17 protein-coding genes and 1 tRNA gene are annotated in these 20,560 nt (G+C 55.0%); 4 read left to right on the plus strand and 14 right to left on the minus strand.

The features are described from left to right. Positions 1-2: 2 nt before the first annotated feature. The 14 genes from AC2FJV_RS03395 to pyrH form a co-directional block, all read right to left on the minus strand. Positions 3-680 (minus strand): YrbL family protein, encoded by a 678-nt coding sequence (locus tag AC2FJV_RS03395; protein WP_281994715.1) that lies wholly within the window; start codon positions 678-680, stop codon positions 3-5. 40 nt (positions 681-720) lie between these two features. Further along, positions 721-2,130: a hypothetical protein gene (locus tag AC2FJV_RS03400; protein WP_496712621.1), complete on the minus strand. Its 1,410-nt coding sequence runs from the start codon at positions 2,128-2,130 to the stop codon at positions 721-723. After that, entirely contained in the window at positions 2,127-2,876 is a 750-nt protein-coding gene (locus AC2FJV_RS03405; RefSeq protein ID WP_142634211.1) for a methyltransferase domain-containing protein, read from the minus strand. The genes AC2FJV_RS03400 and AC2FJV_RS03405 overlap by 4 nt, the downstream gene beginning before the upstream one ends. Before the next feature lie 9 nt (positions 2,877-2,885). Continuing rightward, positions 2,886-3,272, minus strand: a complete 387-nt coding sequence (locus AC2FJV_RS03410; protein WP_271946729.1) for a GtrA family protein — start codon at positions 3,270-3,272, stop codon at positions 2,886-2,888. Beyond that, positions 3,269-4,228 carry a glycosyltransferase family 2 protein gene (locus AC2FJV_RS03415; RefSeq protein ID WP_496712623.1) on the minus strand — a complete coding sequence of 320 codons (960 nt, stop codon included), beginning with the start codon at positions 4,226-4,228 and terminating at the stop codon, positions 3,269-3,271. The genes AC2FJV_RS03410 and AC2FJV_RS03415 overlap by 4 nt, the downstream gene beginning before the upstream one ends. Before the next feature lie 363 nt (positions 4,229-4,591). Further along, positions 4,592-4,681, minus strand: a tRNA-Ser gene (locus AC2FJV_RS03420). A gap of 88 nt (positions 4,682-4,769) precedes the next feature. Continuing rightward, positions 4,770-7,196, minus strand: a complete 2,427-nt coding sequence (locus AC2FJV_RS03425; protein ID WP_496712625.1) for a DUF3772 domain-containing protein — start codon at positions 7,194-7,196, stop codon at positions 4,770-4,772. Next, positions 7,196-8,230 (minus strand): cysteine synthase A, encoded by a 1,035-nt coding sequence (locus AC2FJV_RS03430; protein ID WP_142634220.1) that lies wholly within the window; start codon positions 8,228-8,230, stop codon positions 7,196-7,198. Before AC2FJV_RS03430 ends, AC2FJV_RS03425 begins: the two co-directional genes overlap by 1 nt. A gap of 66 nt (positions 8,231-8,296) precedes the next feature. Then, positions 8,297-9,415: an NUDIX domain-containing protein gene (locus AC2FJV_RS03435; RefSeq protein ID WP_496693252.1), complete on the minus strand. Its 1,119-nt coding sequence runs from the start codon at positions 9,413-9,415 to the stop codon at positions 8,297-8,299. Between the two features lie 28 nt (positions 9,416-9,443). Beyond that, the gene (locus AC2FJV_RS03440; protein ID WP_142634225.1) at positions 9,444-9,884 is read right to left on the minus strand and encodes a TrgA family protein; all 441 of its coding nucleotides are present in this window, start codon (positions 9,882-9,884) and stop codon (positions 9,444-9,446) included. 16 nt (positions 9,885-9,900) lie between these two features. Next, on the minus strand, positions 9,901-11,109 hold the full coding sequence (locus tag AC2FJV_RS03445) for a class I SAM-dependent methyltransferase (protein WP_496712627.1): 1,209 nt from the start codon (positions 11,107-11,109) through the stop codon (positions 9,901-9,903). Positions 11,110-11,178: 69 nt separating this feature from the next. Next, entirely contained in the window at positions 11,179-12,603 is a 1,425-nt protein-coding gene (locus tag AC2FJV_RS03450; RefSeq protein ID WP_496712629.1) for a cryptochrome/photolyase family protein, read from the minus strand. A 48-nt stretch (positions 12,604-12,651) separates the two neighbouring features. Next, positions 12,652-13,878, minus strand: a complete 1,227-nt coding sequence (locus AC2FJV_RS03455) for an aminotransferase class V-fold PLP-dependent enzyme (protein ID WP_496687742.1) — start codon at positions 13,876-13,878, stop codon at positions 12,652-12,654. Positions 13,879-14,128: 250 nt separating this feature from the next. Continuing rightward, positions 14,129-14,881, minus strand: a complete 753-nt coding sequence (pyrH, locus tag AC2FJV_RS03460) for a UMP kinase (RefSeq protein WP_142634233.1) — start codon at positions 14,879-14,881, stop codon at positions 14,129-14,131. A gap of 95 nt (positions 14,882-14,976) precedes the next feature. Between pyrH and miaA the strand changes: the two genes are divergently transcribed. From miaA to AC2FJV_RS03480, 4 genes are all read left to right on the plus strand, one after another. Further along, positions 14,977-15,870, plus strand: coding sequence for a tRNA (adenosine(37)-N6)-dimethylallyltransferase MiaA (miaA, locus tag AC2FJV_RS03465; RefSeq protein ID WP_496712631.1), 894 nt, complete (start codon positions 14,977-14,979; stop codon positions 15,868-15,870). A gap of 320 nt (positions 15,871-16,190) precedes the next feature. Next, positions 16,191-17,861, plus strand: coding sequence for an ABC transporter substrate-binding protein (locus tag AC2FJV_RS03470; protein ID WP_142634235.1), 1,671 nt, complete (start codon positions 16,191-16,193; stop codon positions 17,859-17,861). Between the two features lie 117 nt (positions 17,862-17,978). Beyond that, positions 17,979-19,025: an ABC transporter permease gene (locus tag AC2FJV_RS03475; RefSeq protein WP_142634237.1), complete on the plus strand. Its 1,047-nt coding sequence runs from the start codon at positions 17,979-17,981 to the stop codon at positions 19,023-19,025. A 13-nt stretch (positions 19,026-19,038) separates the two neighbouring features. Continuing rightward, on the plus strand, positions 19,039-20,502 hold the full coding sequence (locus tag AC2FJV_RS03480) for an ABC transporter permease (protein ID WP_142634239.1): 1,464 nt from the start codon (positions 19,039-19,041) through the stop codon (positions 20,500-20,502). Positions 20,503-20,560 lie beyond the last annotated feature (58 nt).

A 20,560-nucleotide genomic window follows, 5' to 3' on the forward strand; every position in this document is an offset into this window, starting at 1 on the left:
GGTCAGGTCTTCATTAAACCAAAGCCACTCGACATCCTCTGTCGCCGGCGGTCGATTGACTTGCGAAACGCTGTTTCGCTGACCAGTGACAGCGGAAAAAGAACCCTCTCGCCAACGCCGTCAATCACGGTCAGCTTGCCGCCTCTTTCCTGCGCACGAACGATGTTTTCGAACCCCATGTCACCCACAATGATCCGGCCGCTTTCGAGATCGTCAAACAGTTCCATCAATTCAGCATGAAGACGTTCACGTCCGGCGTGATCTTTGGCCAGCGCGACGCGTTCCGAATGCAGGGTTGGCGCAAGATCTCCGTCCGGGCCGGTCAGTTTTTCCACCACTATCGCCGGGCCCGCTGATGTTGGCGCATATCCCATGAATTGCGCCAACCTTTCGATCTCAGGGCATCCACGGTTGAGCGCCGCCAGATATTCGTTTGCTTCGCGGTTCCATTGGCGCAGATTGCCATAACGCCATTCGGCATAACGCGGCAGAAAATGGCTACGCACAGGTTCGTCCACCCGCACTTTCAGCAGCGCCCCTTCGACCTCGGGGTGCTGATAAATCAGGTAGTTGCGACTTTTTCGCAGGGGATTGTGGTCGCTCAGGTCAATCATGTCCGGGTGTTCCAACAGGGGTTGGGGTCTGTGTCCTTGAATGCCGGACAGCCCAAGTGGGCGCATTCATAGAATTTTCTCAAACCTGTTACAACTCACCTTTTGATCAGGGCCCCAGATTGGGACGCGGCAAAAGGATAAAGGCCTGGTCACCAGATGATGCGACAACAGGCGTCGAGACCCAGTCGCCTGGATCGAACGGAGGTGTAATCCCATCGCATCTATCGGGCTGCTTCCAGCACATGATGATCTCGGCCCCGGTCAGATATTTTAACCGCAACCGCAGCCCCCGTTCGAATTGAACTCTGGCGTCTGCCGCGCCATTCACGCCAAGAAAATGCCCATAGATATATACGGTTTCGACCTGTTCAGGCAGGCTTTGCGCCAATGCGCGCGTTGCTTTTTGCCAAGGCGGGATGAACATAAACGATGTTTTGCCAATGAGCATCAAATTGATCATCAACACGCACATCAACAAGATACGCGAAACACTTAACCATCTTTTTGAAGACTGCAGAAACTGAACCCCACACGTGGTGAGCACGACTCCAAACAAGATCCAAAGCCAGTTCAATGCCCGAACAGGGACCTGCACCCCCGACATAATCGCCTTGAGGATAAGCGGTGCCAGACCAGCAAGTGCAGCCATCAGGATCGCGACGGCAAACATCCGTCTTCGGGTAAACAGGAACCCCCAGGCACCTGCAAATAGGGCCAAGAGCATCAAGCCATAGCTGATTGTCCCTCCGCCCATAGTATAGATGATGGATCGGAGGAATACTTTGACCTTGGTAAGGTTCAGCAGCAGGTCATCGACCGAATTTACTTCGTTGGGCCCACGCCATTCAGCAACCGGAATACCAAATATCCCATGATAAAAGTAGTTCAGGGTGTAAACACTCAGCAACGCCAGAACCAGGCTGACAAAGAAAATGATCAGCGTAACAGCGACGCTGGTATAGGTTTTTGGCGCCTTGTTTGACAGCAGGATCAGTGTCAGCAACAGGAACGGATAGGTCGTGTAGGCCATGAAGGATAAGGGCACTGCCACAACCAAAAGGGCCAGCGACACACGATGCGGCAGAAACAGAACTGCCAGGCTGTATAAGGTGATAACCCAGATCCCCGGCAGCAACGTGTTGAACCAGTATGAAATCAGGAATGCTGGAACCGAAAACGCAATGAATAGCGCAAGATAACCTTTGTACCAGATCGGGTCCGAACGCTCCATGATCGCGGCTGCTGCCGCAGCCGAGAACAAGCCCCAGGCTATGTTATAGAGATACATGCTTATTTGTGAGGGCCATAGAAATGGCCGGAACTGCCACCAGTAGTTCAACCAACGACCTTCATCCAAGGCCTTGTGGTAGGCAATCTCGGTCCAGCCCAGCAGCGCCGGGAAATCATCATGACGTACGAAAGGGTCGAAAAGCTGTGGCCAATTGATCAAGAACAACGCAGCGATGCAAAGCAGGGACAGAAAAAGAAACTCCTGCCGAGATGTTTTTTCCGTCATGATTTGTCGCCATATGACCTTGCAATAACAGAGGCCCGGACCTGAGCGATAGCGGTGACAGCCGACCGGGGCAAGGCACGCACAACCAGCTTGCGTAGGGTCCAGCCTAAACTGCCGACCTCTTTCAACGCGCCGGGCGCGACTTTGGTATCCAGCACGTCCTGAGACAGCCGGACTGCCCCTGATTGGTTCGCATAGAGGACAGAATTATACCGATACCAGGGTTCGATCGATTGATCCCCGAACATCTCAGGCCGCAAACAATCATAGGCCGTGTATCCCCGTTCAGCGAACAAACCCTGCCAAAAGGACAGGCGCTGTTCATTTATATGAAACTCGCCGCCCTGCCCCGGAACGGCGGCTGAGAACAGGACCAGATCGCTATGTGTGGTCAGGCTCTGAACCAGGCTGGCCGACGCGTCATGCGGCAAGTGTTCACCGACCTCAAGCGACTGAGCCAAATCAAACTGGCGTCCAAGCTCGACCGGTTTGGACAGATCTGCACCGATAAACGCCTCAGCCGGTATCGCAAGCTTGTCACGATCCACATAGTCGCCATCGACACCGGCAATATCCTTGCAACCCGCGGCCTGCCACTCCGACAGCCACACACCCCGCCCGCAGCCAAAGTCCACGACACTGTCCGCAGAGATTTTTCCTAGAAGGCAAGCAATTAGCCTGTTTGCGGACCGCCTGGCGCCCTGGTCAATATAGTCAAAGAACTCGTTTGAATAGATATGCGACATTGCCAATCTCTAGGTTGAATTCTGCGGTTTATAGACCCATAACCGTAGGAACGCGAAGTTGATCACAGGCAGAACAACTACAACGACAGCGGCCGAGGCAGCTTCGCTCAGGCCAAAACGAGGGCCGGCCAGTCCGGTAATCGCAGCTGAAACCAGCAGCCCAATTCCGACCATGCAAAGAAACCGCCCAAACTGTGCAGGAACCACCAGCGCCTGCCCGAAGGTCCAGACTGTTTGCCCAATATATTGGATCAGGATTGCGGACCCAAAAGCCAATGCATTGGCGATCCAAGGCGAATGAAACACGCGCAACAGGCCCAGATAGGCCAGCATGTAGTAACCAGCCACGCCTAAGCCCACGATGGCAAACCGGATTATGCGGCGCCGTTCGCTCATTTCTGCGCGGTCTTCTCTTCTACTATGGGGTCCGAAATCTCTGAGGTCTCTTGATCTACAAAATAGAGTGGTCGGTTTTTGGCCTCGATATACAGACGTCCGAGATATTCCCCCATGATTCCAAGCGTCAATAGCTGGATACCCGAGAAGAAACTGATCACCAGAACCGTCGACGCCCAACCCGCAACCGCGTTGTAAAGGATCAAGGACCAAAAGACGTAGACCGCCATCAGCGCGGCGATAATCAGTGTCAGAAAGGCCATTCGTGTGGCGATCTGCAGCGGTTTGATCGAAAAACTCGCCAGTGCATCAAGCGCAAAGCGGATCATCTTGGACATCGGGTATTTGGTCTCGCCCGCGATCCGTGGGTCGCGGATGTATTCGATCCCGATTTGACGAAAACCAACCCAAGCGAACATGCCCCGAACGAACCGCGCGCGTTCCGGCATACTCAGAACCGCATCCAGCGCCCGACGGCTGACAAGCCGGAAATCGCCCGTGTCATTTGGAATGGGTACGTCCGAAAGCCGATTCAATATGCGGTAGAAACCATGAGCTGTTACTTTCTTAATCCAACTTTCGCCTTTTCGCTCACTCCGACGCCCATAAACCACATCATAACCCTGATCCATCATCGCCATCATGTCCGACAAAAGCTCCGGCGGGTCTTGCAGATCGGCATCCAACATGAATATCCGCTGCCCTTGGGCTGCATTCAACCCCGCTGTCAGAGCGATCTGGTGACCGCGGTTACCCGATAGCTTCAAACCGCGAATACGCGGATGAAACTCGCTTTGGGCACAGATTGCGCGCCATGTTTCGTCATTAGACCCATCATCCACCAGAATAATCTCGGATTCGGCGTTCCACTGTTCAGTCGCAGCGATCAGGCGCTCCACCAGTAAGGGGATCGACTCCTCTTCGTTCATGCATGGAATGACGACAGACAGTAACATCTAACCTCCGGGCGCGATTTTACGGCGCACCTATCGCAAAACGGACCAGCCAAGGAATAACGTTCACTTGGCGTTGTAGATGTATTGATATCTCAACAGACGCATCAGCGAACAAGCCGAGCGCCGAGTTTTCACCTGTAGTTACCCAACCGACACAGGAATAGGCCCTACCCAACAGTTTGACTGCCTCGCATCCTGAAATTCCCTTGCCTGCAAGAAACAGTAATTCTGGGCCATCTAAATTGGATGAATTCGCTCAACATGGGTTATGTGAATCGCTTACCGAGCCTTTTTTGCTGGGGGGCTCCAAAACAATGTCTGAGATGTGAAACACCTAAGCGTCCAAGACAAGAGCTGGTGTTGTGGCGGAGAGACAGGGATTCGAACCCTGGAGACGGTCTCCCGCCTACACACTTTCCAGGCGTGCGCCTTCGACCACTCGGCCACCTCTCCGTGCGGGCGTTATTTGGACTATCGCCTGGGGATTTGCAAGGCCCGATTAGTGTAAAATTCTCTGGCTCGTTTCAGGCCCGAACTTGCCTCAGGGTTCGTCACCATCACCGTCGGAAAGATCAGCCTCGGTCAATTCGGCGGGCGAAGAGGCCGGGGGCGCTTTTGTCTCTGAAACAGGCTCAGATGGGGGCATTTGCGCGTTATCTGACGATTGAAGAGCCTCGGGGTTTCGCAGCCAGACATCACGCTGAGCAAACGGTATCTCGATCCCCTCCTCGACAAAGCGGCGATTGATCTCATGGTTCATGTCGGACTTCACCGAAAGAACCCAATTCACATCCCGCAAAATGGCGCGGATTTCAAAGTCCAGAGAATCCGCACCGAACCCCTGAAACACAACGTTGGGTGCCGGATTCGCCAATACCATCGGATGTGCGTTTGCGATTTCGCCCAGGATTGTCTCGACTACGCGGGTATCGGTACCATAGGCCACCCCGACCGGGACAATGACGCGTCCGATCGTATTTCCACGGGTATAGTTGGTGACAACACCGCTGATCAGGTCCGAGTTTGGGACAATGACATCTGTTCGATCGAAGGTCTCAATCCGGGTCGAGCGTACCGAGATGTCGCGCACATATCCCATCATCCCGTTTACGTCGATCCAATCGCCTTTTGAGATCGGACGTTCGACCAAAAGAATAATGCCGGACACAAAGTTCGAGACAATGGTTTGCAGACCAAATCCGATCCCGACAGAGAGCGCCCCGGCCACGATGGCCAGGGACGACAGATCGAAACCCGCAACCATGATGGCGACCAAGGCTGCCAGGAAGATACCGACATACCCCGTCCCTGAAACAATCGCGTTTTGACCACCGGGATCAATGCTCGTCTTTGGTAGCAAAGAGGTCCGCAACCCACCCTGCAGGGCGCGTGTCAGTCCGTATCCGATCAGGAAAACCACCAGAAAAGTAAAGAAATTAGTGGGCGAGACTGTCACGCCCCCAATGTCGAATCCCAAAAGAAGCCGCGACCATGCCTCTAACAAATCGGTCTCGCGTGCGCCCCAGATCAGCGCCAGAACCGGCAGGGCCAAAATGGCCATGGCAAAGCCAATCAGAACCGAAAACAATGTGTCTCGGGCTGCCTCACCCTTGCGGGTTATCAATCCATAAACCGAAGTCAGGAATCGTTGAAGGATGATCAGTGCGGCAATCAGGATCAACGATTTTACCGCTGGAAAAACAATGGCCTCAGCAGCGTTGTTATAACCGATGGCGGCCAGAACTGGGCTGACAACTCCCAACAGGAACAATGCTCGGCGCAAGAATTCGACCAGCTGGATGACCCCGGTTCCACGGGCATTGCCATCAGGTTCTGCCTGCACCTCGGCAAGCCGTATCTGCCGCGCACGCAACAGAACCAGAGCAGTTGCAAGAATAACTGGGAAGCCCACAACCGCGCGCGTCGCATCCGAAGTATTCTCGATCTGTTCGAAAAGGTTCCCAAGATCATGCAAAATGAGAAAAACGGCAAGCAGATCCAGGTAGATTCGAAGCTCGGTGATCCGCTTTGGCGAGAGCTTTCTGAAACCCCGCGCCTGCTGCATTACATAGACCTGACGACCAATCCAGTCGTAGTACAGAACAATGGCCGCCCAGAACGGTACGTTTTGTATCAGAAGGGTTCCCCGCAATCCCAATATCCCCGTCAGGACGACGGCTTTTACCAGCAACAAAACACCCAGCCATGGCAGAATTATCCGAAACAGCGATGTCAGGAATGTCCATACGCCAGTTCCCTGCCCCCCTATGGTACGCAGATAGTTCCCAGCAGCCTCGGACCAACGTTTTCCATAGCCCAGCAAAACAATGGCCACAAAGACCAGCAAAAGAATTCCAAGCCCCTGTTTGCGAAGCTGCTCATGCACCACGTCCGTTTGGTAGTTCTGCACAGCCTCGTTGAAAAGGCTTCGGCCCGCTTCAGTCAGGTCAACCCAGGCTGGCCGCCAATAGCTGGGGTTCAGTGGCGATGGGCCGCGCTCCAACAGCTCTTTTTTCTGCCTATTTCGCAGGATCTGGTCAATTTCTGCGATCAGTCCGTTGGCGCGACTGAAGGCCTCGTCGGAAATGATATGCGGCACCCGCAGCGCGTTCAGTTGGTTTTCAAGATGTGAACGCAGCGTAGCAATGTCTTCCGGTTCGGTTGCATCACCTTCCGGTCCGGGACCCAAAGCCTTGATCTGGCTTTCCAGGGTCTGGATACGTTCGGTATTTGCACCACGCGCGCTGTTGAAAACATCTCGATAGGTATGAATTTCCGATCGCAGATTTTCCAGCGAAGCGTTCGAGGCCCGATTGGCCTCGATCACATCTTCGGCCCGATCCGCCGTTTTCACCCAGCCCTGATAGTAGTCACTTTGCCGATCCGAAAGCTGTGCCGTTGCAGGACCAGACAGAACTGCAAACAAAAGTGAAACAAGGGCCAGAAACAGGCGGACCTGCCGCAACATCATACGTCCTCGAAAACGCCCGGAATGCTACGCGGCGCCTCGGTCATCCAATCAGGAACAGGCAATTCTTTTTCGCGCAGGAATTCCGGGTTGAACAGCTTGGATTGATAGCGCGTGCCATAATCACACAGGATGGTAACAATGGTATGGCCCGGACCCAGATCCTTGGCCAGGCGCACGGCGCCAGCCATGTTGATGGCGGTCGATCCGCCCATGACCAGACCTTCGTCGCGCAGAAGGTCAAAGATATAGGGCAACGCTTCGTTATCCGTCATCTGATAGGCGAAATCCGGTTTGAACCCCTCAAGGTTCTTGGTGATCCGCACCTGCCCAATACCTTCCGCGATCGAGCTTCCCTCCATCGCGATCTCACCGGTTTTGTAATAGGAATACAACCCGGCCCCCATCGGATCGACCAATGCGATCTTGACGCCTTTGGGCTGCAGGGCCTCGGCCACACCGGCCAACGTGCCACCTGAACCAACCGCACTAACAAAGCCGTCGACCTTACCGCCGGTTTGCTCCCAGATCTCGGGGCCGGTGGTCTCGACATGGCTCTGACGGTTGGCGACGTTGTCGAACTGATTGGCCCAGATTGCGCCATTGGGTTCCGTCTGCGCCAGTTCTTCAGCTAGACGGCGAGAGTAATGTACAAAGTTGTTCGGGTTGCGGTACGGCGCTGCCGGGACCTGAACCAACTGTGCACCCGCAAGACGCAGCATGTCTTTCTTTTCTTCGGACTGGGTCTCCGGGATCACGATCACGGTCTTGAAGCCCATCGACGCCCCGACAAGCGCCAGACCGATACCGGTGTTTCCGGCGGTGCCTTCAACGATGGTGCCCCCAGGTTTCAGGTCGCCCCGTGCTATGGCATCGCGAATGATATAAAGAGCGGCACGGTCCTTGACCGATTGACCAGGATTCATGAACTCGGCCTTGCCAAGAATTTCACACCCGGTTTCCTCACTGATACGGCGCAGCCGGATCAACGGAGTTTTCCCTACTGCGTCGGCAAGGTCTTTCGCAATGCGCATGGCGCCCTCATTTCTTTACGTATCAACGAAGATTTACAGATGCTACGCAACAACCACAAGCCGCGATCACGCCCCACGCAGCCTGTCTCTGTTCCGAGCTAGCCAATGCGCCAGTGACAATAGCGGCAAATCCTTGAACCCATGCCCGTCGACTTGATCCATGAACTGAGCATAGGGAATGATTTTGGTGCGGATATCCTCACCTTCCGAGGCCAACCCGCCATCGTCTATCGTTTTCTCAAGATCGGCCAACCCTACGTAAAGATAGACGTATTCGGTGGACGATCCGCTGGACGAATAGGCCTCTCCGGCAAATTCAAGCGACTTGAGGTTGATCTGGGCTTCTTCCATCGCCTCACGCCGCGCAGCCTGTTGCGGCGTTTCACCGGGGTCAATCATGCCTGCAACGGGTTCCCACATCCACGGCTCGGGGTCTTCGATCAGGAAAACTGGCGTCCTAAATTGTTCAACCAAAAGCACCGCATCACGCCCCGGATCATATGGCAGAACCACCACAGCACTGCCCTGCATCAATCCATTGCGGTTCAGCACCGACCCCATCGTGCCGTCATTCCTTCGGTGTTGAAGCTGAACCTCCTGCATGCCGAAATAGTCAATATAGGCATGGGTATGCTCGTGTACGATCACATCCTTCTTCGGATCACGCGCGTCACCGGTTCCGCGTTTGCGTGCACCCAGCTTGGCCCAGGCGCGGGTTCGGATCGACGGAAAACTGCGCGCGATCTTGACGGCATCGGCCTTGCCGTAATAGCCCATGACCTCTTGCGCGGCGGTTAGGGTCAGATCCGCCCACGCGTCTGCCCAGTCCTGCAAGGACCATAGCTCACTGGGCGACCACAGGTCAGGCTCGGGAAAGAACACGCTGACTTCGACAACAGAGCCATCGGGCAGTTCAACGGGCTTCAGCTGCAGATCATAATCAAACCCCCCTTCATAGAAAATCAGTCGCCTGAAATCCTCGGGTTCGAGGCCCTGAACCAGAAGGCCATCCGCAACGCCCCCACGTTCTGGCTGGATCATCGGAAATGCCTCGTCGCGCACGCTGTAAATCGCGTGATCCTTCAGCTTGGCCTCTGACAAAGTCAGGCGTGACAGCGGACGGCCAAGCACCAGTTGCAGCAGTGGCAGATGCCGAAGCGTGCCATAGAAAAACAGATCGTTCACAAGGGTATCTCGCGTTGGTATTTGGGTGCTAGCGCCAGCGGCGGCTTGCTTCTTCCGTCGCCAAACCGGCGATAAGAGCGCCAATAGCCAAAGTCCACAGAATTTCCGGAGCTAACAACTGTTCGCCATATCCAACGCCAATCTTGAATATCGCCATAAGGGCCTCGAACGGGCCGTCATATCGGTGGCGCATGGCCAAGCGGAACATCTCATAGGTGCCCTGAACGAAAAGACCCCAAAACACCAGCGAGGCAATGCCTGTCAGTCCGTTATTGACGGCAGCGGTCCACCCTTTGCCGGTTCGCTTACCCATGATTTTCCAACCACACGCGACCCCAAGGGCCATGTTGACGACAGTGAAGTAGCCATAGCTTTTGCCTTCTTCACCATTTGCTATGATCATGCTGGAAACCAGAAATGCCACCACCGCCAGACAAAGGGCTGCGACAAGACGTGAGGCGCTGGGCATTCTAAAGGTCCGTTTACTAAGTAGGTTTCGCTATGGTGATCTGTGTCACATCACAGTTGCCGGTGTCAAAGGCCGCGCCGCAAGCGGTCAAATAATAATTCCACATGCGGCGAAAACGCTCATCAAACCCCATTCCCGAAATCTCGTCCCATTTGTCATTGAACGTCTCGTACCAGCGGCGCAGTGTCAGATCATAGCTTTTGCCGAATTCTTTTGACTTCACCACGGTCAGACCCGCATTCGCCACCTGCTCCTGCAGAATTGTCGGAGCCGGAAGCATCCCACCCGGAAAGATATATTTCTGAATGAAATCAACACCATTCTTATACACATCCCAGCGATGATCGCCAACGGTAATGATTTGCAACGTTGCCTGTGCGCCAGGTTTTAAGCGATCACGGATGGTGTCGAAATAGACCGGCCAATATTTCTGACCAACCGCCTCGAACATCTCAATAGAGGCGATCCCGTCATATTGGCCCCGTTCGTCACGATAATCCTGCAGCTTCAGATCAACTAAATCTGTAAGTCCTTCTTTTTCAATGCGTTGACGGGCAAAGCTCAACTGTTCCCTGCTGATCGTCAAGCCTGTGACCCGCAGGCCACGCTCTTTTGCTGCATATTCGGCGAAACCACCCCATCCGCAGCCAATTTCCAGAATATGGTCACCGGGTTTGGCACCCATTTCATCAACCAGACTGGCGTATTTAGCGGTTTGTGCCTTTTCCAAGCTTTCCTGTCCGGTTTCGAACAAGGCACTGGAATAGGTCATGGTATCATCTAGCCATAACCCATAGAATTCATTACCTAAATCGTAATGATAAGAGATATTCTTTTTAGCCTGTCGGCGGTTGTTTCGATGCAGCCAAAAGCGCAAGCGTTCATAGGCCTGTACCAGAAATTTCCCGGTGAAATCGTCGTACACGGTCTCGGTACCCAGATGCACTAGATCCATGAAGGCACGCAGATCTGGTGTACTCCAATCGCCTTCCAGATATCCGTCTGAAAACCCCAGCTCACCCTCCCGGATAAGTCGTGCAAATACGTCCGGATTGTGAATATCGACCCGTGCGACAGGCCCAGGGCGTTTGCCTTCGGTGCGAAATACACGACCGTCTGGCAAGGCAATATCAAGCTGCCCCTGCTCCATCTGGTTCAGCATATTCAGAACATGTGCAAAATATCTTGGCAGGTCTGTCTGCCCTTCGATTGTAGTTAGAACCATCCGCTCTCCCCTGTGCGGTTGTTGTAGAAGGCTAAAACGAGTTTGTGTTTCTGGCAAGTTTTCAGTTCTTTACCGGCTTTTTCGGCCCTCATAGGCCGACAAGGCACGCGCGCGCCCTTCGGCCAAACCCACAACAGGGTTTGGGTATGGCGCAGACGGATCAAGACCCCACTTGCAGGGAATGGCTTCAAAATAATCAAGTGCGCTCGAGGGCGGGTTTGACTGTCCTTCGGCCACCCATTTCCGCACATAGTCGCAATAGGGATCATATTTTTTTTGCTGCGCCTCGGGGTTAAAAATACGGAAAAACGGGGACGCATCTGGGCCGGACCCAGCAACCCATTGCCAACCCATCGCATTTGAGGCCGGATCCCAATCGGTCAGGCAATCGGAAAACCAGCCCATACCGATTTTCCAGTGCGCCATCAGATGTTTGGTCAAATAACTGGCGACAATCATCCGGGCGCGATTGTGCATGCGACCTGTGACGTACATCTGTCGCAACCCAGCATCGACCACGGGAATGCCTGTCCTTGCCTGCTTCCAAGCAATGATCTCGGGGCTAGAGGCGTTTTGGCCCCAAGGGAACTGATCCCATTCCGGTTTCCAGTTGTTGCTTAACAAATGAGGCGTATGGAACATCAAATGATAGGCAAATTCACGCCAAACCAACTGCCGCAAATAGGCTTCGGTACCGGACATGCCGAACATCTCTGCGCCCTGAAGGGCGTGCCAGACGCTACGTGGTCCAATCTCACCCAGCGATAGATATTCGGAAATGCCCGACGTTCCATCCTCGGCCAGCTGATCCCGGGCTTCGGGATACCCCGAAAGCCGTTCCAAGAACCGATGGAGCGTTTTGAACGCTGCGTCTTCCCCTGGCTGAACATATCGGGCGCAAACTGATGCCCCGCGGTTCATTCCCGCGGCCAATCCCCACGACTCCAGAGTATCTGTATGCGGCCATTCCTTCGGCGGGGTCAGCGCGGCGGGTCGCGCATGTGGGAATGGAACCTCGCGTTTCTGTACCGATCGCCACATTGGTGTAAACACGCGAAAAGGCGTTCCGGTCTTGGTCTGGACGGTCCAGGGCTCAAAAAGCAGGTGCCCGGAAAACGATTTGGGCTGTACGCCCAATTTGGTCAGAGCCGTCTTGATACTTGTATCTCGGGCAATCGTGTCCGGATCGTAAGCCCGAGACCAATAGACCTCGGTGGATCCGGTTTCCTTGATCAGGTTTTGCAGAACCTCCAATGCATCCCCGCGCCGCAAGATCAGACGGCTTCCCAACTGCGCCAACGCACGGTCAAACACCTCAAGGCCATTGCCGAGGCGCCATTTAGGAGCCGCACCCAAGGCCTGCCCGAGATCGTCGAAAATATAGACCGGAATAACTGGCCTCCCCGTTGCCGAAGCAGCGCTGAGTGCAGGATGGTCCGACAGTCGCAAATCCTGTCGGAACCACATAATTATCGGCGGGCTCTTGGGTCCCATGACTGCTCCGTATTGTTTACCTTTCTACGCAGCAGTGTCAGAACTGGATCACAAAACTGCGTCCAACGCATTCAAAAGCTGATCAATTTCCCGTTTCGATGTGTAATGCGTAAAGCTGACTCGCAAAACACCTTCACCCAGATCCACACCCATGGCCTGCAAAGGACGCACGGCATAGAAATCGCCGCCACCGGCCATAACCCCATGCGAGGCAAGATTGGCAGCAACAGATTCAGCATTTCGGTTCAGCGCCAGCGCGACCGTTGGCGCACGCCGCGAGGCATCAGAGGTTCCGATCAGACGGACTGCATTGCGATCTTTAACCGCATCCAGAACCGGTTGTAGCAGGGCGATCTCGTGCCCGCGCATCAGGTCGTGGACAAACGCCCCCCGCGCTGCAGCACCAGTTCCGGGTCCGTCATGATGTTCGCATAATAGATCGACGTAATCCGCCATTCCCGCGCTGGCGGCGATCTGTGCGTGATCCGGCCCTGCAGGGGTAAAGCGTTGATAAAGAACATCGCCGTTGAAATAGTGCCCCTGATTGGGCAACAGCTCACCCAATGCCCGGCGGATCACCATGCACCCCTGATGAGGACCATAGGTTTTATACGCCGAAAACAGATAGATATCCGGTCCCAGATCACCGACATTCGGAAATCCATGCGGCGCGTAAGAGACACCGTCGACGCAGACAAACGCGCCAGCCGCATGTGCAATCGCAGTTATCTCGGTAACCGGATTGATTTCCCCGACCACGTTCGAACAATGCGGAAAACAGACCAGACGCACCTTTTCGTCCAGAATGTCCTCAAGATCCTGCGGGTTCAGAGACCCGGATTCGGGGTCTATCTGCCATTCGCGAACCTCTATGCCCTCATCAGCAAGACGGCGCCAAGGCCCCGAATTGGCCTCATGATCTTGATTTGTCACGACAATCGCATCACCCGGCTGCATCCACTGTCGGAATGCCTGCGCCAGAACATAGGTGTTCTGCGTGGTCGACGGGCCAAAGCTCAGTTCATCTGCATCCACACCCATGATCGCAGCCATCCGGGCGCGGGCCTCGTCCATTTCCTCTCCGGCCAGACGGCTGGCATCATAGGGGGCATAGGGCTGAACCTTGCGCTGGGTGTAATAGCGCGTCAAACGATCAAGCACCGGCTTGCAAGTATATGATCCACCAGCATTTTCGAAAAATGCCTGTCCCTTTAGGCTGGGTTCGGAAAAAGCTGGGAACTGCGACCGAACGAAATTGATATCCAGAGTGCTCATGGCACGTGCCTCCTTGATCATGCTTGCCTATCCAAGAGGTGCCCGAGCATGATTTCGGAACCCTCAGAAATCATGGCAGGTCTTCCAGCCCAGCCGACACGTTCAGGTGCCCGCAGAACCTGCGCCTTTGCCGCGCAAGTACGCTGACAAATTGCCCACAGCTTTTGCCATCGTCAAGAACACTGTGCCCTGAACCAAAGAAAAAGCCGGGCAATCATGCCCAGCCTTGAAAATGAGTACCGTTCGGGTGTCAGCCTTGAACTTTTGTGTAGGTTCCCTCACCGGCCAGGATACCGCGGAAACCGCCCGGCTCATCCAATCCGAATACGATCAGAGGCAGGTTATTGTCGCGCGCTAGCGCAATGGCCGATGCATCCATGACTTTCAGCCGCTTTGCCAACACGTCATCGTAGCTGACCGAGTCATAACGCACCGCATCCGAATGTTCTTTGGGGTCTTTGTCATAGACACCGTCCACGCCGTTCTTACCCATAAAGATCGCCTCGCAAGCCATCTCATTGGCGCGCAGTGTCGCTGCGGTATCTGTGGTGAAATACGGATTCCCTGTTCCAGCGGCAAAGATGCAGACCCGTTTCTTTTCCAGATGCCGGACAGCGCGGCGGCGGATGTAAGGCTCGCAAACCTCATCCATACGAATGGCCGAGATCACACGAGTAAATACGCCAACCTCCTCAAGCGCCGATTGCATGCCAAGCGCATTCATGACCGTAGCCAGCATACCCATGTAATCCGCCGTCGTCCGTTCCATCCCCTGGGCTGAACCGCTGAGGCCGCGGAAGATGTTGCCACCGCCGATGACCATGCAGATCTCGACCCCAAGGTCATGCACCGACTTTACCTCTTGCGCGATGCGCTGAACGGTGGGGGGATGCAGGCCAAAACCCTGATCTCCCATCAGCGCCTCGCCCGAAATCTTCAGCATCACACGGCTGTATTTCGCCTTGGTCGTATCGACAGTGTCGGTTGTGGGGGAAAGGGTCATATTGCGCTCCGGGCTGGCACGGGTTTAATTCCGGCGCAAAATGAAGCAAAAGCTCCGCGGGTTCAATGCGGATCATAAGGAATGAGGCAACCTGAATGGCCAATGCCAATATGACGCAGATTTGGGACCGCCTTCCCCCTATTCCTGACGACAAACCCGTCTTGATCGCTGGGCCCACCGCATCGGGGAAATCAGCATTGGCGCTGAAGATCGCCGAAACGTTCGGCGGCGTGATCGTCAATGCAGATGCAAGCCAGGTTTATGATTGCTGGCGCGTGATCTCGGCGCGTCCCTCCGCCGAGGAAGAAGCCCGCGCGCCGCATCTGCTTTATGGTCATGTGCCTTATGATCAGGACTATTCGACTGGCCACTGGTTGCGCGAGGTCAAGCCATTGCTGTCCGGCGGAAAGCGCCCCATCATTGTGGGCGGTACAGGTTTGTATTTTTCTGCCCTGACCGAAGGTATGGCCGATATCCCGGCGACTCCGACCAAAGTTCGGGCTGCCGCGGATCAACTGGACCTAGCTACACTGATTGATGGGGTCGATGCTAAAACCCTGGCCGGGATTGACACCCGGAATCGCGCCCGCGTTCAACGTGCGTGGGAAGTTCAGCAAGCCACCGGGCGCAGCTTGCGGGACTGGCAAGCCGACACCCCTCCTCCGGTCCTGAACCCGCAAGACGCCGTGCCCATTGTGTTTGATGTCGACAAAGAATGGCTATTGGATCGGATCAGGCGCCGGTTTGACCTGATGCTGGAAAGTGGTGCTTTGGAAGAAGTTGAGGCGATGCGAAACCGGTATGACGCCTCGCTGCCGTCTTTCAAGGCCATCGGCGTTCCCGAGTTGGTAGCCTATCTTGAAGGCCGTATCACACTGGATGACGCGCGCGAGCGTGCCACAATCTCGACCCGTCAATTTGCCAAACGTCAGCGCACGTGGTTTCGCGCACGCATGAGAAACTGGATTCGCGCTGATTTATCAAAGTGATACTTAAGGTCGTTACAAACACATTTTCAAGACAACAGCCGCAGGTTCGAAGTGATCGAATCTGATTGGCGGTCACTTATTTGAATTACCCGGAGCACAGATTAAGCATCCGCGATGACGGAAACTTCGGCCTCAAAATGTCGCTTTTGTGCAGTTGATGACGATTTCCGACATTGACCTCATGGGAAATCTGGTGCCGAATGACGCCATGGGGATGCTGCATATCCAAAAAAAAACACACGAACCTGCTGCCTGACACCAACCGGTCTGAGCGGTTCAGAGCTACTTCATCAAAATCGATGTCACAGGGAGAGACATTAATGAAACACCAAACCATTACCGGAGCGCCGATCCATCGTGCCGCGGAAATGCACGCGCAAGAGTACCGCGACGGGCAACTAAGCCGCCGCGAGTTTTTGGCGCGCGTGACGGCATTGGGGGTTACCGTCCCCGCCGCCTATGGAATGATCGGCCTGGCGTCTCCGGCACAAGCACAAGAGCCACCGCGCGGTGGAACTATCCGCTATCAGATGGAAGTGCGCGCCCTGAAAGATCCACGTACTTATGACTGGACGCAAATTGCGACCTTCACGGCTGGATGGCTGGAATATCTGGTCGAATACAACAATGACGGTTCGTTCAAGCCGATGTTGCTGGAAAGCTGGGAATCAAACGATGACGCGACTGAGCACACGCTGAACGTTCGCAAAGGCGTCAAGTGGAACAATGGTGATGACTTCACCGCAGCGGATGTCGCCCGCAATATCGAAATGTGGTGTGACGCGGCAGTCGAGGGGAACTCGATGGCATCGCGCATGTCATCCCTGGTTGACGAGGCAACCCAGAAAGCGGGTGAAGGTGCAATCACTGTGGTCGATGATCACACGGTCAAGCTGACTTGCAACACGCCCGATATCACGATCATTCCTGGTATGGCTGACTACCCCGCAGCCATCGTGCACAGCAGCCACGATCCCAACAATATGCTGGCCAACCCGATTGGCACTGGCTTCATGATCCCTGAAAGCCACGAAGTGGGCGTAAAGGGTGTACTGGTCCGCAATGAAGAGCACGACTGGTGGGGATATGCTGCGGGCAAAGGTGGCTATATCGATCGGATCGAATTCATCGACTACGGCACCGACCCTGCGGCCTTCCTGGCTGCTTATGAGGCCGAAGAGATCGACATGAACTGGGAGTCGGTCGGCGAATTCGTAGACATCTTTGACAGCATCGGCCTGACACGGTCCGAGATTCCATCGGGCTTTACAATCGTCATCCGCCCGAACCAGCTGGCCGAAGATGCCGACGGCAACAAGATCTACGCCGACAAACGTGTGCGGCAGGCCCTGGCCATGGCCGTCGACAACGCTGTCTGCCTGGAGCTGGGCATGTCGGGATACGGCATTCCTGCCGACAACTGCCATGTTGGCCCGATGCACCCGGAACATGATTCCGCTGTAACCCGCCTGCCCTTTGATCCCGCAGCGGCCAAAGCGCTGATGGACGAGGCCGGAATGGGTGACTTCGAGCATGAGGTTCAGTCCATCGACGACGACTGGCGCCGCAACACGACCGCGGCCGTGGTAGCTCAGTTGAACGATGCTGGCATCAAGGCACGTCATACGGTTCTTCCGGGTTCGACTTTCTGGAACGACTGGACGAAATACGCCTTCTCGTCGACCAACTGGAACCACCGCCCGCTGGGCACGCAGGTTCTGGCGCTGGCCTACAAATCGGGTGTAGCCTGGAACGAGGCTGGTTTCGCCAATGACGAGTTCGACGCGCTTCTGGCCGAGGCAAACTCGATCGCGGATGTCGACAAGCGTCGCGAAGTCATGGCCAAGCTGCAGGCGATCATGATCGAAGAAGGCGTGACCATCCAACCCTATTGGCGGACGGCGATGCGTCACCACCGCGATAATATGGTTGGGGTTGAAAAGCACATCGCCGACCTGCCACAAATCTATAAGTTCGGCGTTCTTTCCTAAGCCGACAGATACAAGCCGCGCCGATTGGGCGCGGCTTTTTCGTCCGTATCGTGGCGACCAAAAAACAGCGAAGTGTGGGGCTTTTGACACCTGCACTGGCCACCAACAGGGGCTAATATGGGACTATTCATTCTAAAGCGTGTCGGCATCATGCTCATCACAGCTTTGTGCCTGACATTCTTGGTCTTCTTCCTCACCAACCTGTATCCAAACCTCGAAAAGCTTGCCAAAACACAGGGCAATTTTCGGATGTCCGACGAACAGGTTGAAAGCTATCTTCTGAAAAACGGGTATCTGCAGCCGACGCCGATCAAATACGGCGAGTGGTTGGGCGTGCTGCCATCCTATCGGCACACCAACGAAGACGGCAGCGTACAAGGAAGATGTATCCTGCCCGGTGAAACCGCAGAAAGCTCGCCAAGCTTCTGTGGCATCCTGCAGGGATACTGGGGGTACTCCTCTGTTTTTAAAGAGGAAGTTTCGAAAGTTGTTGGCACCCGGTTGGCCCTAACCGGTCGGCTGATGCTTTGGGTTATGTTGCTGATGGTCCCTTCGGCGCTGATCCTTGGGGTGCTTGCGGGTATGAAAGAAGGATCGGCCACCGACCGGACCCTTTCAACATTCGCCATCACGACGACAGCGACCCCGGAATATGTGTCGGGCGTGATCTTTATCGCAATCTTCACTTCGTCCGCCGTTGGCCTGAAATGGTTCAAAGGCACCGCGACACAGGCGATGGAGAACCCGACCTTTGAAAACTTCTTCCTACCGGTACTGACTATTGCTCTCTACGGGATGGGCTATATCGCTCGTATGACCCGCGCCTCGATGACCGAGGTGATGACGGCGCAATATATCCGTACCGCGCGGCTCAAAGGTGTTTCCTTCCCGAATATTGTCATGAAGCACGCGCTGCGAAACGCGCTGATCGCACCGTTCACAGTCATCATGCTGCAGTTTCCCTGGCTGCTGAACGGCGTGGTGATCGTCGAGACCCTGTTTAACTATAAAGGGTTCGGCTGGGCGCTGGTTCAGGCAGCAGGCAATAACGACATCCAGCTGCTGCTGGCGATTTCGGTCGTGTCGGTCTTTGTGGTGCTGGTAACGCAGCTGATCTCGGATATCGGCTATGTCTACCTCAACCCACGCATCCGAATTTCGTAAGGAGGGACAGAACATGGAACCACTTACCTGGACCGGCTCTATCGCCATTCTGAACCCCTTGCTGATGATCGCACTGGTTGCACTAGGGGTATCAATCATCGTCTGGATCTTGGGCAGCATCGTGTTGCCCGAAACGCCGGTCGTCGTGAATATCGACGGCACAATCAATGCAGATACCGGCCTGCGCGGCCTGACGCAGATCGCGCTGAGATACAGCTTTTTCGCCTGCGTCGCGCTGTGTCTGGCATATGTGGTGCTTGGCATTTTGATGGGGACAAGCGCCGGGATTATCGGAGCGATCTCTCGGCAGTTTTTACCTGTCTGGATGTCGCTGATCATCCTGTTCGCAATGTCGATCGCCTTCAAGCGCAAGCTGGGCCTTTACGGCAAACTGTTTGACAGCCCCATCGGCATGATCGGTTTTGGCCTTGTGATGTTCTGGGTCTTTACCGGCATTTTTGGTGCGCTGGACCTGATCGTTACGCATGATCCGCTGGCGCAAGTTTCAGGTATGAAGAACAAGTTGCCCGGAACTCCAATGCCCAGCACTGAGGACGGAACATATTCCTGGTATCTGCTGGGTGGGGACAATCTGGCCCGCGATGTGTTCAGCCGGATGGTCAAAGGGGCATGGATCGTGGTGCAGATCGCACCGATGGCAACCATATTTGCCTTCATGGTCGGGATTACTCTGGGCCTGCCTGCGGGGTTTTATGGCGGACGTCTGGACACGTTCCTGTCCTTCCTGGCAAACCTGATCCTGGCCTTCCCGGTAATCCTGCTGTTCTATCTGCTGGTCACGCCCGAGATCGTGGCAACCGGTGTGCCGAACTATATGGCAGCGGTGTTGTTCGTCTTTCCGATCCTGTTTCTTTGCGTCCTGCTGAATTCGCGGTTCTATACGCGGCCCAATTTCCGCACACCTCTACTGATCGGAGTGTTGGGTATCGCGATGTGGCTCTATCTGTCTCTGATTTCAACAGACGGCTACATCATCGAAACCAACAGCTACAACATCTGGGGACTGCCCACCTATTTGGACCTGTTCAATATCCCCGGCGGCATTCTGGTCGTGTTCGTTTCGGTGGTTTTCGTAAACTCACCCACGGTATTCCGTATCGTGCGTGGCCTGGCGTTGGACATCAAAACCCGCGATTATGTTGCCGCAGCGCAAACCCGTGGTGAAGGTCCATGGTACATCATGCTTTGGGAAATCCTGCCCAATGCGCGCGGGCCGCTGATCGTCGATTTCTGTCTGCGCATTGGCTATACGACCATCCTTTTGGGAACCTTGGGATTCTTTGGTCTCGGGCTACCACCCGAAAGTCCCGATTGGGGGTCGACGATCAACGAAGGGCGCAAGCTCTTGTCGATCTATCTGCACCCTGCCCTGCCACCTGCGCTGGCGCTGTTGACACTGGTTCTTGGGTTGAACCTGTTGGCTGATGGCCTGCGCGAAGAAAGTCTGAAGGACTGATGTATGAGCGGCCGGGGGCCCTGCCCCCGGACCCCCGAGGTATTTTTGGCCAGATGAA

This window comes from Ruegeria sp. CDSA241 (assembly GCF_059611265.1).